This is a genomic window from Oerskovia sp. Root22, assembly GCF_001429135.1.
GTDB lineage: Bacteria > Actinomycetota > Actinomycetes > Actinomycetales > Cellulomonadaceae > Oerskovia > Oerskovia enterophila.
This window is the reverse complement of sequence record NZ_LMIL01000009.1, coordinates 554,222-568,552: the sequence shown is the minus strand read 5'-3', so window position 1 is coordinate 568,552 and position 14,331 is coordinate 554,222. Positions and strand designations below refer to the sequence as shown.

Annotated in this window: 12 protein-coding genes; 5 read left to right on the top strand and 7 right to left on the bottom strand. The window is 71.9% G+C overall.

Going from position 1 to position 14,331, the window contains the following annotated elements:
- Window positions 1-13: 13 nt before the first annotated feature.
- Window positions 14-862, bottom strand: a complete 849-nt coding sequence (locus tag ASE15_RS13015) for an MBL fold metallo-hydrolase (protein WP_056652078.1) — start codon at window positions 860-862, stop codon at window positions 14-16.
- A gap of 189 nt (window positions 863-1,051) precedes the next feature.
- Here ASE15_RS13015 and ASE15_RS13010 point away from each other — a divergent pair, with 189 nt between their 5' ends.
- From ASE15_RS13010 to ASE15_RS12990, 5 genes are all read left to right on the top strand, one after another.
- Window positions 1,052-1,768 (top strand): peptidylprolyl isomerase, encoded by a 717-nt coding sequence (locus ASE15_RS13010; RefSeq protein WP_056652081.1) that lies wholly within the window; start codon window positions 1,052-1,054, stop codon window positions 1,766-1,768.
- Complete coding sequence (locus ASE15_RS13005; protein ID WP_056652085.1) at window positions 1,765-3,528, top strand: DUF349 domain-containing protein; 1,764 nt, start codon at window positions 1,765-1,767, stop codon at window positions 3,526-3,528. Before ASE15_RS13010 ends, ASE15_RS13005 begins: the two co-directional genes overlap by 4 nt.
- Window positions 3,529-3,633: 105 nt before the next feature.
- Window positions 3,634-4,320 carry a hypothetical protein gene (locus tag ASE15_RS13000; RefSeq protein ID WP_157257651.1) on the top strand — a complete coding sequence of 229 codons (687 nt, stop codon included), beginning with the start codon at window positions 3,634-3,636 and terminating at the stop codon, window positions 4,318-4,320.
- A 4-nt stretch (window positions 4,321-4,324) separates the two neighbouring features.
- Complete coding sequence (gene ligD, locus ASE15_RS12995; protein ID WP_056652090.1) at window positions 4,325-5,416, top strand: non-homologous end-joining DNA ligase; 1,092 nt, start codon at window positions 4,325-4,327, stop codon at window positions 5,414-5,416.
- A 107-nt stretch (window positions 5,417-5,523) separates the two neighbouring features.
- Window positions 5,524-6,609 carry an aminoglycoside phosphotransferase family protein gene (locus ASE15_RS12990; RefSeq protein WP_235534402.1) on the top strand — a complete coding sequence of 362 codons (1,086 nt, stop codon included), beginning with the start codon at window positions 5,524-5,526 and terminating at the stop codon, window positions 6,607-6,609.
- 89 nt (window positions 6,610-6,698) lie between these two features.
- Here the strand turns inward: ASE15_RS12990 and ASE15_RS12985 are convergent, their stop codons facing one another.
- The 6 genes from ASE15_RS12985 to yajC all read right to left on the bottom strand — a co-directional run bounded on the left by ASE15_RS12985 (window position 6,699) and on the right by yajC (window position 14,296).
- Complete coding sequence (locus ASE15_RS12985) at window positions 6,699-7,805, bottom strand: ATP-dependent DNA ligase (protein ID WP_056652094.1); 1,107 nt, start codon at window positions 7,803-7,805, stop codon at window positions 6,699-6,701.
- A 118-nt stretch (window positions 7,806-7,923) separates the two neighbouring features.
- Entirely contained in the window at window positions 7,924-10,239 is a 2,316-nt protein-coding gene (locus ASE15_RS12980; protein WP_056652096.1) for a bifunctional (p)ppGpp synthetase/guanosine-3',5'-bis(diphosphate) 3'-pyrophosphohydrolase, read from the bottom strand.
- Between the two features lie 56 nt (window positions 10,240-10,295).
- Entirely contained in the window at window positions 10,296-10,868 is a 573-nt protein-coding gene (locus ASE15_RS12975) for an adenine phosphoribosyltransferase (protein ID WP_056652098.1), read from the bottom strand.
- 5 nt (window positions 10,869-10,873) lie between these two features.
- Window positions 10,874-11,992, bottom strand: coding sequence for a protein translocase subunit SecF (secF, locus tag ASE15_RS12970; protein ID WP_056652101.1), 1,119 nt, complete (start codon window positions 11,990-11,992; stop codon window positions 10,874-10,876).
- The gene (secD, locus tag ASE15_RS12965) at window positions 11,992-13,746 is read right to left on the bottom strand and encodes a protein translocase subunit SecD (protein WP_235534401.1); all 1,755 of its coding nucleotides are present in this window, start codon (window positions 13,744-13,746) and stop codon (window positions 11,992-11,994) included. Before secD ends, secF begins: the two co-directional genes overlap by 1 nt.
- A gap of 130 nt (window positions 13,747-13,876) precedes the next feature.
- Window positions 13,877-14,296: a preprotein translocase subunit YajC gene (gene yajC / locus ASE15_RS12960; RefSeq protein ID WP_056652107.1), complete on the bottom strand. Its 420-nt coding sequence runs from the start codon at window positions 14,294-14,296 to the stop codon at window positions 13,877-13,879.
- Window positions 14,297-14,331 lie beyond the last annotated feature (35 nt).

The window sequence follows — 14,331 nt, the reverse complement described above, 5'->3', positions numbered from 1 at the left end:
ACGAGCAATCCGCTCACAGACCGCGCAGGTACGGGTTGGTCCGGCGCTCGCGGCCGATCGTGGTCAGCGGCCCGTGGCCCGGGACCACCTGGAGGGCGTCGTCGAGGCGCCCGACGACGTCGCGCAGGGTTCGCTGCATCGTCTCGCCGTCGCCGCCGGGCAGGTCGGTGCGCCCCACCGACCCTGCGAACAGGACGTCCCCCGCGAGCACGACCCCGGCCTGGGCGCCGCGGTCTGTGTCGTTCATCGTGTCGCCGTCGTTCGCCATGTCACTGTCGTTCGCCGTGCCACCGTCGCCGCGCGGGTCGGGTCCCAGCGCGACGGGCAGGTAGAGCGTCGAGCCCTGGGTGTGCCCCGGAGCGTGCAGGGCGTCGACCAGGACGCCGTCGAGGTCGAGCCGTTCGCGGGCCCCGGCCCCCGGCTCGCCGGCCGTACCGAAGGTGCGCACGTCGCGCGGAGCCCGGTAGTCCTCGACCCGTGCCCCGCCCGCGGCGAGCGCCGCGGCCAGGGGGCCGGGCACGACCCGGCCGTCGGGCCCCGCGGGCGGGGCGCTCTCGATCGTGCCCAGAGGGTCGGCGAGCCGGTAGGCGTCTGCCGCGTGGATCCAGAACGGGACGCCGTAGAGCTCGCACAGCTCGGCCGCGTCCCAGGTGTGGTCGGCGTGCCCGTGCGTGGCCAGGACCGCTCGAGGCGCGAGCCCCTGCTCGCGCACGAGCTCCACGACGCCGGGGACGACCCCGGCCCCTGCGTCGACGATCACGCAGGGGCGCGCGGCGCCGTCGGGCAGCGGTCCCTCGAGGCGGGGTACGACGAGCGTGCAGTTGGTGCCGAACACGGGGGCCACCACGAGGAAGAGGTCCATGGGACGACACTAACGACCCGCACAAAGGGGGCACCTGATACCGGACCGTGACCTGAAAGGCGGCACGACACGGCGCCAGAACGCTCCCGATGCCTAGACTGTCCTCTGAAACCGTGGATCACCCGTGCACAGAACGCGCCCTCGCGCCCGCACGCGGAGCGGCCCGTGACGTGAGACGAAGGAGTTGGGGTGACGACGAGCAAGCGCGAACGCGAGCGTGCCCGCCGCCGCGAGGAGAAGTGGACCCAGCGTCAGGCGCAGGCTCGCGCCCGCAAGCAGCGGACGTGGACCATCGTCGGCGCGGTCGCCGCGCTCGCCGTCGTGGGTGGTGTCGTCGTGCTGGCACTCTCCGCGAACTCGGACGCCGTCGCGACCGACAAGACCTTCACGCTCCCTCCCCCTTCCGCCGCAGAGGACCGCGAGTGGACGGGCGAGCTGCGCACCAGCGCGGGCGACATCGAGTTCACGCTCGACGGGCAGGCCGCTCCTCAGACCGTCGCGAGCTTCGTCTCGCTCGCCCAGGGCGAGTTCTTTGACGGCACGCAGTGCCACCGCCTGACGACCTCGGGGATCTTCGTCCTGCAGTGCGGCGACCCCACGGGCACCGGGACCGGGGGTCCGGGCTACTCGTTCGGGCCCGTCGAGAACACGCCCGAGGACGGGTTCTTCCCCGCGGGCACCATCGCCATGGCCCGTGCCCAGACCACGGACTCCCACGGCAGCCAGTTCTTCCTCGTCTACGAGGACACCACCTTGCCGACCGACACCGGTGGGTACACAGTTTTCGGCAAGATCACATCCGGCTTGGACGTCGTCCGAGCAGTCGCTGACGCGGGGACAGCGGACGGGGCCCCTGACGGCTCCCCCGCGACCCCGGTCACCATCGAAGGAGTTGAGACCCAGTGAGCGAGAGCACCGAGAACCACGCGAACTCTCCGGCGCAGGCATCCGAGGAGGCCACCGCAACGGAGCAGGTCGAGGTGCCGGCGGTCGCTGAACCGGCCGAGGGCGCCGAGGCACCCGCCGCCACGGAGACCGTCGAGACCGACGCGCCCGTGGCAGCAGCCGACGAGGCCCCCTCCGTCGAGGAAGCCGCGCCCGTCGCGGACGAGGCTCCTTCCGAGGCCACGGCCGACACCGACGCTGAGGTCACCGACGCCGCACCTGCAGCGGACGAGACGGACGCCGCACCGGCCCCCGTCGCCGAGGCCGAGGCCGAGGCCGAGCAGGCTCCCGCGGCCGACGCCCCTGAGGCGGCCCCGGCCCCCAAGCCCAGCCCCGCGCCCAAGCCGAGCGCCGTCCCGGTGCCCCGGCCCCCGCGCCCGGGTGCCCCGGCTGCTGCGACCCCTGCCGCCGCGTCGATCGCCCCGGCCGCGGCCGCGGCGGTCATCCCTGACGACAGCGCCGCCGCGAAGTCCGCGGCCGGGTTCGGCCGCGTCGACGAGGAGGGCACGGTCTACGTGACCGAGGCCGCGGGCGAGCGCAGCGTCGGGCAGTTCCCCGGGGTCACCCCCGAGGAGGCGCTCGCGCTCTACGTGCGTCGCTACCTGGACCTGCAGGCCAAGGTCGCGCTCTTCGAGGCCCGGCTGACCGGTACGGACCTGTCCGTCAAGGAGATCGACTCGACCCTCGCCAAGCTCGGCGAGGAGACCGCCGAGCCCTCGGCCGTCGGCGACCTGGACGGCCTGCGCGCGCACGTCGAGTCGCTGCGCACGGTCGCGGCTGCGCGCCGCGCCGAGCTCGAGGCCGAGCGCAACGCTGCCAAGGAGGCGGCGCTCGCCGCCCGCACCGAGATCATCGAGGCAGCCGAGAAGATCGCCTCGACGGACCCGGCGCGCATCCAGTGGCGTCCCGCGGGCGAGGAGCTGCGCAAGCTGCTCGACCAGTGGAAGGATGCCCAGCGCAACGGGCCGAGGATCGACCGGGCCAGCGAGGAGGCGCTCTGGAAGCGCTTCAGCCACGCCCGCACGGCCTTCGACCGCGAGCGTCGGCACTACTTCGCCGAGCTCGAGCAGCGCAACTCCTCCGCGAAGGAGGTCAAGGAGAAGCTCGTGCAGCGGGCCGAGGCCCTGCAGAACAGCACGGACTGGGGCGCCACGGCCGGCGCTTTCCGCGACCTCATGACCGAGTGGAAGGCCGCCGGGCGCGCCAACCGCCGCGACGACGACGCCCTGTGGGCCCGCTTCCGTGCAGCGCAGGACGCGTTCTTCGAGGCCCGGGACGCGCTCAACGCCGCCACGGACGCCGAGTACGCGGAGAACCTGGTCGTCAAGGAGGCTCTGCTGGAGCAGGCCGAGAAGCTCGTCCCCGTGACGGACCTCGCGCAGGCCAAGACGGCCCTGCGGGACATCCAGGAGAAGTGGGAGGACGCCGGCAAGGTTCCTCGCGCCGACATCCAGCGCGTCGAGGCCCGCCTGCGCGCGGTCGAGACCGCGGTCCGCGACGCCGAGCAGTCCCAGTGGTCGCGCTCCAACCCTGAGACGCGTGCGCGCGCCGAGGGCGCGGCCGCCCAGCTCGAGTCCGCGATCGCGGGCCTCGAGGAGGACCTGGCCGCTGCGACCGCCAAGGGCGACAAGCGCAAGATCGCCGAGATCGAGTCCTCGATCGCGGCTCGCCGCGCCTGGCTCGAGCAGGTCGTGAAGGCCGCCGAGGACTCCCGCGGCTGATCCTGCACCATCCGAGGGGCCCGGGCGGGCCTGTGGACGACGAGAGTTTCCACAGGTCCGACCGGGCCCCTCGCGCATGTCCGGACGAGGCGCCAGGCTGGCCCCATGTCCACCGGCACCGCTCCCCGCGCCCACGCGCCCGCCCCACCGGGCACCGGACCTGCTGGACCGCACCACCCGGCGGACGTCGCCATGGCCGTCCGCGTGCCGCCCGCGCCCGAGCTCGTGCGGCCGGCGCACGTCGGCGGTGCCGTCGCGTTCGCGGACCTGGTCCGCTCGGGGGCGTTGGTGCGCGTCCGGGGAGACGTCGCCGTCCGCCCGACGACGCCGCTCACCCCCGCAGTCCGTGCGGCCTCCCTGGCTCACCTCGTGCCCGAGCGCACCGTGATCGGCGGCCTGAGCGCCGCATGGGTGCACGGCGGGACGCCGGCTCCCTCGACGGTCGAGGTGATCCACCCGCTCGGCGTCCACCGCCCGCCACCGCTGCCCGGACGAGCCCCGCGGCAGAGCGCCCTCCTGCGTACCGAGGTCGCGCTGATCGGCGGCGTCCTGGTGACGACGATCGAGCGCACGGCCCTGGACCTCGCGTGCCTGCACGACCCGCGGGCAAGCGGCCCCGTCCTGGTCGCGCTCGTGGCACGGTGCGGGCTCGACCTCGACGCGGTCCGGGACGCGCTCGACCTGCGGTCTCGGCGCACCGGCGCGCCCAGGGCCCGCCGGGTCCTGGGCGCACTCTCCGGACGCCTGCGGGCCGCGCCCGCAGGCGGCGAGCCCGGCCCCCGTCTACCGTGAACAGATGCCTCGTTCCACGACCCCGGCGGTCGAGCTCGACGTCGACGGACGCACCGTGCGCGTCACGAGCCCGGACCGTGTCGTCTTCCCCGGCCGCGGCCTCACCAAGCTCGACGTCGTCACGTACTTCCAGTCGGTCGGTCCCGGGATCCTCGCGGCGCTGCGCGAACGGCCCACGACGCTCGAGCGCTGGCCCAAGGGCGTGTTCGAGGGGGCCAGGCTCAGCACGCGCACCGACAGCAGCGGCGACGCGTTCTTCCAGAAGCGGCTGCCCCAGGGGGCCCCGGACTACGTCGAGACCGCCCGGATCGCGTTCCCCAGCGGCCGCACCGCCGACGAGGTGCGGCCCACCGAGCTCGCGGTGGTGCTCTGGGCCGCGAACCTCGGCACCCTCACGTTCCACCCGTGGCCGGTCACGGGGGCCGACGTCGAGGCTCCCGACCAGCTCCGCATCGACCTGGACCCCCAGCCCGGGACCGACTACACGGACGCGGCCAGGGTCGCGCCTCACCTGCGCGAGGTGCTCACGGAGCTGGGGCTCGAGGGGTTCCCCAAGACGTCAGGCGGGCGCGGTCTGCACGTGTTCGTCCCCATCACGCCGAGCTGGGGCTTCGTCGAGGCACGCCGGGCGACCATCGCCATCGGGCGCGAGCTCGAACGGCGCCTGCCGGACCAGGTCACCACGAAGTGGTGGAAGGAGGAGCGGGGCGAGAAGATCTTCGTCGACTACAACCAGATGGCCCGCGACCGCACGATCGCCTCGGCCTACTCGATCCGTGCCAACGCCCGCGCCACCGTCTCGGCTCCCCTGCACTGGGAGGAGGTGCCCGACGTCGGGCCCGACGACTTCGACGTCCTGACCATGCCGGCGCGCTTCGCCGAGGTCGGCGACCTGCATGCACGCCTCGACGCGACGAGCCCGGGCGAGCGGTACTCGCTCGAGGCAGCGCTCGAGCTCGCGGCGCGCGACGAGCGCGACCACGGGCTGGGCGACCTGCCCTACCCTCCCGAGCACCCCAAGATGGCGGGCGAGCCCAAGCGGGTCCAGCCCAGCAAGGACGCCTCGCGGCACGAGGAGCACGACGAGAAGGCTTGACCGCTCTCCGCGTGCCTCGACCGCTCGTGCACGTCTCTTCGGGTCCAGGCCGCCGGTCCAGCGCCTGGCCCCGGAGTTCACTGCTCAGCTGCGGGCACAATGGCGTGATGCTCAGCACCCGTCGTGCCCGTCACGACCTCGCGTCAGCCTCGCTCGCCGCCCGCGACGACGACGAGCTGTCCGCGTTCCTCCGTGATGCACCGACCAGCGCGGTGGGCGTCGGCGGTGGCACCTGCGTGCTCGACGTCGACGGCATCACGGTGTTCGCCAAGCGAGTCCCGATCACCGACCGTGAACTGGCGCATCCGCACAGCACGGCGAACCTGTTCGACCTGCCGACCTTCTGTCAGTACGGCATGCACCGACTCGCCGGCCCGGGCTTCGGCGCGTGGCGCGAGCTGGCCGCGAACGTCACCGTCACCGAAGGTGTCCTCGACGGTGAGTCGGAGTCCTTCGCCCTGCTGCACCACTGGCGGGTGCTCCCGGGACGCCCACCGGTCGCGCCCGAGCATCGGGACATCGAGGCGGTCGTCGCCCAGTTCGGAGGCGACCCGGCAGTCCGGACCCGCTTCGAGGAGCTGGCCGACGCGACCTCCAGCCTCGTGCTCTTTCTCGAGCACCTCCCCGACCGGCTGGTCGAGAGGCTGGAGAACCCGGCGGAGAGCGTCGAGACGTTCGAGCGGCAGCTCTTCGAGGCCGTCGCGTTCCTGCGTCGCAGGGAGGTCCTGCACATGGACGGACACTTCGGCAACCTGCGGGTCGACGACGATCAGATCTACCTCGTCGACCTCGGGCTGGCCACCTCGCCTCGATTCGACCTGTCCGACGCCGAGCGTGACTTCGTCGCGGACCACGTCGACCACGATGCCGACTACGCGGCGATGCGACTGGTCAACTGGCTGGTCACCACGGTGTGCGATGTGCCGTTGCCGGCCAGCGGCGGCCTTGCTGCACGCAACGCCACCGTGCGTCGGTGCGCGAGCGGCGACATCCCGCCGGAGGTGCCGGTGGCAGTGGCGCGCGTCCTGGCCCGGCACGCTCCCACGGCGGCCCGGATGAACGACTTCTGCTGGCGACTGTTCGACGGCGACCTGCAGGCGCGGTATCCCGGGGCAGTCCCGACCCGGTCCGGCCCAGCGCTCGCTCCTTCCCCGTCCCTACCAAGCCCCCAGCCGCTCGGTGGACAGGAGTGACACTCGCCGATGCCTGCGCAGTCGGTCCTTGCGTCGTTCCGGTTCCGTGACCACCGAGCCCGGGTGCATCGGCCGGCGACGGCGTCCGCTCACGCTGCCCCCGGCGCCCCCGGAAGCAGCTCGTCGAGCCGGTAGCTCACGGGCTCCTCGAGCTGCTCGTACGTGCACGAGCCGGGCTCCCGGTCCGTGCGCCAGCGCCGGAGCTGGACCGTGTGCCGGAACCGGGACCCCTCCATGTGGTCGTAGGCCACCTCGAGGACCTTCTCGACGCGCAGCGGCACGAACGACAGGTCCTTGGTGCCGCTCCACCGCGACTGCGCGCCGGGCATGCGTCCGGACCCGGGGCTCTCCCACCCCGCCCAGGGGTGCTCTTCGGCCTCGGGGCTCCCGGGGTCCAGCACGAGAGGCGCCAGCTCCGCCACGAGCTCGGCCCGTCGCGCCATGGGGAACGATGCCGCCACCCCGACGAACTGCAGCGCTCCCGCGTCGTCGTACAGGCCCAGCAGCAGCGAGCCCACGAGCGGGTCCTCGGGGGTCGAGGACTTGTGCAGCCGGTATCCCGCGAGCACCACGTCCGCCGTGCGCTCGTGCTTGACCTTGAGCATGACCCGCTTGTTGGGCTGGTAGGGCGCGGCGAGCGGCTTGGCGACGACACCGTCGAGGCCCGCGCCCTCGAAGACCGCGAACCAGTCCTGGGCCACCGCACGGTCCGTCGTGCGGGGGGTCAGGTGCACGTGCGGGCCGTCGAGCCCCAGCCCCGCGAGGAGCTCCTGGCGCCGGCTCAGCGGCTCCTGCGTGACGTCGTCGTCCCCCAGCGCCAGCAGGTCGAACACCACGAGGCTCGCGGGCGTCTCGGCGGCCAGGCGGGCGACGCGCGAGGCCGCGGGGTGGATGCGCTGCTGGAGTGCCTCGAAGTCCAGCCTGCCGCCCTGGGCGAGCACGATCTCGCCGTCGACCACGCACCGCTCGGGCAACGCGCCGAGCACGGCCGCCACGACGTCCGGGAAGTAGCGCTCCATGGGCTTGGCGCTGCGGCTGTCGAGGCGGACCTCGTCGCCGTCACGGTAGACGATCGCGCGGAAGCCGTCCCACTTGGGTTCGAACACGAGCCCGCCGTCGACCGCGGCGGGGTCCGGGACGCCCGAGACCGACTTGGCGAGCATGGGCAGCGTAGGCGGGAGCACGGGCAGGTCCATCCCCCGATGCTGCCACCGGGGGCACCGTGGCACCCGTCGAGCGGGCCCCTCGCGTGGACGACGAACGCCCCACGTGCGCGACGTCGTCGGGCAGGTGGGGCGTTCGAAGCGCGCGGGGTCAGGCCGGCAGCTGAGGCTGCTCGGCCGCCTTGGAGCCCGTGATGCGGTAGACGTCGAACACCCCGTCGATCTTGCGGACCGCGGACAGGACCGTGGCCAGGTGCCCGGGCTCGGCCATCTCGAACACGAACCGGGACATCGCGACCCGGTCGTTCGAGGTGGAGACCGTCGCGGACAGGATGTTGACGTGGTGGTCCGACAGGACACGGGTCACGTCCGAGAGCAGGCGCGAGCGGTCGAGGGCCTCGACCTGGATCTGGACCAGGAACAGGGCGTTGCTGCCCGTGGTCCAGTCGACCTCGACGATGCGCTCGGGCTGGTTGCGCAGCCCGACGACGTTCGCGCAGTCCGCGCGGTGGACGCTGACGCCCTGCCCGCGCGTGATGAAGCCGATGATCTCGTCGCCAGGTACCGGGGTGCAGCACTTGGCGAGCTTGACCCAGATGTCGTCCACGCCCTTGACGACCACGCCCGGGTCGCCCGTGCGGGGGCGGCGCGAGGTGTGCCCGGGGCGCGCGACCTCCGCGAGGTCCTCGGACGCGCCGTCCTCGCCGCCCATGGCGTGCACGAGCTTCTGCACGACGCTCGCGGCGGAGACCTGTCCCTCGCCGATCGCGGCGTAGAGCGCCGAGACGTCGGGGTAGCGCATCTCGTTGGCGAGCGCCACGAGCGACTCGTGGCTGAGCAGGCGCTGGATGGGCAGGTTCTGCTTGCGCATGGCCTTGGCGATCGCGGTCTTGCCGTGCTCGACGGCCTCCTCGCGGCGCTCCTTGGAGAACCACTGGCGGATCTTGTTGCGCGCGCGGGGGCTGTTGACGAACGCGAGCCAGTCGCGGCTGGGCCCGGCGGTCTCCGACTTGGACGTCAGGATGTCGACGACGTCGCCGTTCTCGAGCGTCGAGTCGAGCGGCACCAGGCGACCGTTGACCCGGGCGCCCATGGTGCGGTGCCCGACCTCGGTGTGCACGGCGTAGGAGAAGTCGACCGGGGTCGACCCCGCGGGCAACGCGATGACGTCACCCTTGGGCGTGAAGACGTAGACCTCCGCGCCGCCGATCTCGAAGCGCAGCGAGTCCAGGAACTCGGAGGGGTCCGCGGTCTCGCGCTGCCAGTCCACGAGCTGGCGCAGCCAGGCCATGTCGTTCTGCGCGGGCTCGGGAGCCCCGCTCGCCTTGGCGATCTCCTTGTACTTCCAGTGCGCAGCGACGCCGTACTCCGCGCGGCGGTGCATGTCGTGCGTGCGGATCTGGATCTCGACGGGCTTGCCGCCGGGGCCGATCACCGTGGTGTGCAGCGACTGGTACATGTTGAACTTGGGCATCGCGATGTAGTCCTTGAACCGGCCCGGCACCGGGTTCCATCGCGCGTGCAGCGCACCGAGCGCCGCGTAGCAGTCGCGCACCGTGTCCACGAGGACGCGTGCGCCGACCAGGTCGTAGATCTCCGCGAAGTCGTGCCCGCGCACGATCATCTTCTGGTAGATCGAGTAGTAGTGCTTGGGGCGGCCGGTCACGGTCGCCTTGATCTTGGCGGTGCGCAGGTCCGCCGTGACCTGCTCGCGGACCACGGCGAGGTACTCCTCGCGGGCCGGGGCGCGCTCGGCGACCAGGTGGACGATCTCCTCGTACACCTTGGGGTAGAGGGTCGCGAACGACAGGTCCTCGAGCTCCCACTTGATGGTGTTCATGCCCAGGCGGTGGGCCAGGGGCGCGTAGATCTCGAGGGTCTCGCGCGCCTTGCGCTCGGCCGAGGAGGACGGCACGAACTTCCAGGTGCGGGCGTTGTGCAGGCGGTCGGCCAGCTTGATGACCAGCACGCGGATGTCGCGGGCCATGGCCACGACCATCTTGCGCACGGTCTCGGCCTGGGCCGCGTCGCCGTAGGTCACCTTGTCGAGCTTGGTGACGCCGTCGACGAGCATCGCGATCTCTTCGCCGTACTCCTCGGTGAGGCGCTCGAGCGAGTACTCGGTGTCCTCGACCGTGTCGTGGAGCAGCGCGGCGGCCAGCGTCGCGCCGTCGAAGCCGAGGTCCGCGAGGATCGTGGCGACCGCGACCGGGTGGGTGATGTACGGGTCGCCGCTCTTGCGCATCTGGCCGCGGTGGGCCTTCTCCGCCGTCGCGTACGCCCGCTCGATCACCGAGAGGTCGGACTTGGGGTGGTTGGTACGTACCGCCTGCAGCACCGGCTCGAGGGCGGGCGTGCCGCCCTGGCTCCCCCGCACACCGAACCGCACGAGGCGCGAGCGTACGCGCGCCGCCGAGGACGGCCCGCTCTCACCGGACGATCGACCCGTCCGTGTCTCTTCGCTCATGCGTGCCTCCTCTCCCTGGTCGCCGGAGAATCTCGACGTCCGTCGGAGTGGCAATCCTACGACTCCACGCGCAGGAGCGTGTCGACCTGGTGGCCTGCGAGCCGCGCGCGCCCGCCGAGGCCGTCGAGCTCGAGGAGGAACGCGACCCCCGCGACGACGCCCCCGCAGCGCTCGACCAGCTCGACCCCCGCGGCGGCGGTGCCGCCCGTGGCCAGGACGTCGTCGACGATCAGGACGCGCGCGCCCTGCGGGAGGGTGCCCGTGCGCAGCTCGATCGACGCCGTGCCGTACTCGAGGTCGTAGGTCACGGTCTCGGTGGGCGGCGGGAGCTTGCCGGCCTTGCGCAGCGGCAGGAAGCCGACCCCGAGGCGTGTGGCGAGCGGTGCGCCGATCAGGAAGCCGCGGGCCTCGAGACCGGCGACGAGGTCGACGCCCCCCGCGGCGAATGCCGCGAGGGAGTCGACCACGTCGCCCAGCGCCCTGCCGTCGGCGAGCAGACCGGTGATGTCACGGAACGTGACGCCGGGCTGGGGGTAGTCCGGGACGTCGCGGATCAGTCCGAGGACCTCGGCCGCGCGCTCGGACCCCAGGCCCGTCAGTCCGACGGGCAGGATGCTGCTGGTGCTCATGAGGGTCAGTGCCCCCGCTTGCGTCGCGGCTGCGCCTTGACGCCCTGGTGCGATCCCGGCTGGAGCTGGCCCGTGGCCTGGACCCCGGCCGCGGCGAGCTGGGCGTCGCGCGAGGCGCCGCCCGTGCCCTCGGCCGCCTCGGCGACGAGCGCGGCGCGCTTGTCCAGGACCTTCTGGGTGTGCTCCTTGATGGCGGGCTCGCGCTCGCGCAGCGAGACCTCCAGGGGTGTGGCCAGGAAGATCGAGGAGTAGGCACCCACGGCCATGCCGACGAACAGCGCGAGCGCGATGTCACGCAGCGTGCCGGCGCCGAGCAGGAACGCGCCGATGAACAGGATGGCGCTGACGGGCAGCAGGGCCACGACCGAGGTGTTGATCGACCGGACGAGCGTCTGGTTGACCGCGAGGTTCGCGCGCTCGGCGTAGGTGCTGCGGGTCTGGTCGAGGATGCCGGCCGTGTTCTCGCGGACCTTGTCGAAGACCACCACGGTGTCGTAGATCGAGTACCCGAGGATCGTCAGGAAGCCGATCACGGTCGCCGGGGTGACCTCCCAGCCGATCGCCGCGTAGATCCCGACCGTGATGATGAGGTCGTGGAAGAGCGCGATGAGCGCGGCCGCGGCCATGCGCCAGTTGCGGAAGTAGATCGTCATGACCACGCCCACGAGCGCGAGGAAGACGATCAGGCCCGTGATGGCCTTCTGCGAGACGTCCTTGCCCCAGCTGGGGCCGATGAACGCGGTCGTGACGTCGTTCTCGGTCACGTCGTAGGCGCCGGCGAGCGCGTCCCGCACCTCGGTGACCTCGTCCGCCGTCAGGCGGTCGGTCTGGACGCGGATGGCGCTGCCGCCGACCGTCGTGACGCGCGGCACCTCGGCGGGGGCGACCTCGGACACGGCGTCGATCGCGGGCTGCTGGCTCGTGTCGCTGACGTTCGAGACGACGAACTCGGAGCCGCCACGGAAGTCGATGCCGAGGTTGAAGCCCTTGGTGAGCAGGACCCCGAACGACAGGAGCACCATGACGATCGCGACGATGTAGAAGCGGCGGCGGTTGCCGACGATCTGGTAGGACTTGCGCCCCGTGTAGAGGTCGTTGCCCCACTGGGCGAATCCCTGCGCCATCAGAGGTTCTCCTCGTTCTTGTCGCCCTCGGTCGAGGAGTCGGTGGTGGTCGAGCCGGACTCGGCCGCGCGCCGTGCGGCCGCGCGGCGCTCGGCGATCGTCTGCCGGGTCCCCTCGCCCGCCGTGGCGGTGCCGACGCTCGCGCCGACCTTCTCCCGCGTGGGGCTGCCGAAGGGTTCGTCGCTCGACGCGTCGCTCACGGGTGCGTCCTGGGTGCCTTCGGCGCCCGGCCGGGCGACCCGTCCGCGCCCGGCGTACCGGGCGCTCGCGCCGAGGCGGCGCGGGTCGAGGCCCGAGGCAGGGTGCCCGTTCGCGAAGAACTTGGTGCGTGCGAGCAGCTGCATGACAGGGTGCGTGAACATGAAGACGACGATCAGGTCGATCAGCGTCGTCAGACCCAGCGTGAACGCGAAGCCGCGCACGCCGCCCACGGCGAGGAAGTACAGCACGACCGCGGCGAGGAAGTTGACCGCGTCCGAGGCCAGGATGGTGCGCCGTGCGCGGTCCCAGCCCTTCTCGACGGCCGAGTTCAGGGTGCGTCCGTCGCGCAGCTCGTCGCGGATGCGTTCGAAGTACACGATGAACGAGTCCGCGGTGATGCCGATCGCGACGATGATGCCCGCGACGCCGGGCAGGGAGAGCCGGTACCCGATCGTCCAGGACAGCAGCAGGATCACCCCGAAGGTGAGCACGGCCGCGATGCCGAGCGAGGCCACCGTGACCAGGCCGAGGGCCCGGTACTGGAAGAGCGAGTAGATGACGACCAGCAGCAGTCCGATCGCGCCGGCGATGAGGCCCTTCTCGAGCTGCTCGCTGCCGAGCGTCGCGGAGATCTGCTGCTCGCTCTGGACCTCGAAGGTCAGCGGGAGCGAACCGAAGTTGAGCTGGTTGGCCAGCAGCGCGGCGCTCTCGCGGGTGAAGTTGCCGGAGATCTCGGCCTTGCCGTCCTGGATCGCGACGTTGGCCGTCGGGGCGGAGATGACGAGCCCGTCGAGGACCATGGCGAACGCGTTCTGCGGGGCAGGCAGCGCGACCAGGCGCGTGGTGGTGTCGCGGAAGGCCTTGGTGCCCTCGGCGTTGAACTCGATGTTGACGACCCACTGGCCGGTGCTGACGCCCTGGGCCGTGGTGCCGAGGCCCGAGCTCGCGTTGGAGATCTCGGTGCCCTCGATCTCGACCGGGCCCAGGATGTACTTGACCGTGCCGTCGTCGGCGCACGTGACGAGCGGGGCGTCGGCGTCGTCACCGGTGCCGCCCGTCAGGTTCTTGGGGTCGGTGCAGTCGAGCGCGTCGAACTGGGCCTGGATCTCCGGGGTGATCTGGGCCAGGTCGCTGGGGCTCGTGGGGGTCACGGGCGCGGTGGGCTCGGTGGGCTCCTCGGCCGGCGTCTCGGAGGCCACCGGGGTGGGTGCTCCGTACGTCAGGACCGGGCGGAAGCGCATCTGCGCGGACTTCCGCACGAGGTCGAGCGTCTCGTCGCTCGGGGTGCCGGGCAGCCCGACGACGATGTTCTTGCCCTGGCTGGTGATCTCGGCCTCGGTGACTCCCGAGGAGTCGACACGCTGGCGGATCACGTTGATCGCCTGCTGGATCGTCTCGTCGGTGACCTGCCCCTCGGAGGCGATCGGCGTCAGGATGATCTGCGTGCCGCCCTCCAGGTCGAGGGCGAGTCCGGGCGTGGTGCTCGCGTCCGACCACTTGGTGCCGGCGAAGATCGACGCGAACAACGCGACGATCAGTACAGCGAGGATCACCAGGGTACGTACGGGCCTGGCGCGTCGTGTGTTGGAGGTGGCCAACTATCCGTCTCTTCTCGTGCGCGCGACATCGAGCGTGCGATGACGCGGATCGACGTCGCGCCCCGGGATCGGGGCGCGACGTGTGTCACTTGCTGTCGGTGCCGTCGTCCCGCTTGTCCCCCGGCTTGTCCGTCAGTCCGGACAGGTCGTCCGGGACGTCGAGCACGTCGTCGACCGTCGAGGTCGAGTCGGTGTCCCCCAGGACCGAGCCGTCCTCGTCGTCCTCTGCCGGGTCCTCGGCGACGGGCGGCTCGACGAGCTTGGCGATCGCTGCCCGCAGCCAGCGGGACTGGTTGCCGGGGGTGGACTCGATCGTGATGATGTCCTTCTCCTCGTCGACCGCGACGATGGTGCCGAACAGGCCCGAACCGGTCATGACCTCCTGGCCGGGGGCCAGGTTGGTCCGGAAGGCTGCTGCTTCCTTCTGGGCCTTGCGCGACCGGCTGGTCATGAGGAACATCGCACCTGCGGCGAGGGCGAGGATGAGGATGAGACTGAAGTCCATGACGGGGTAACCGATTCCTGTTCTGTGCTGGGATC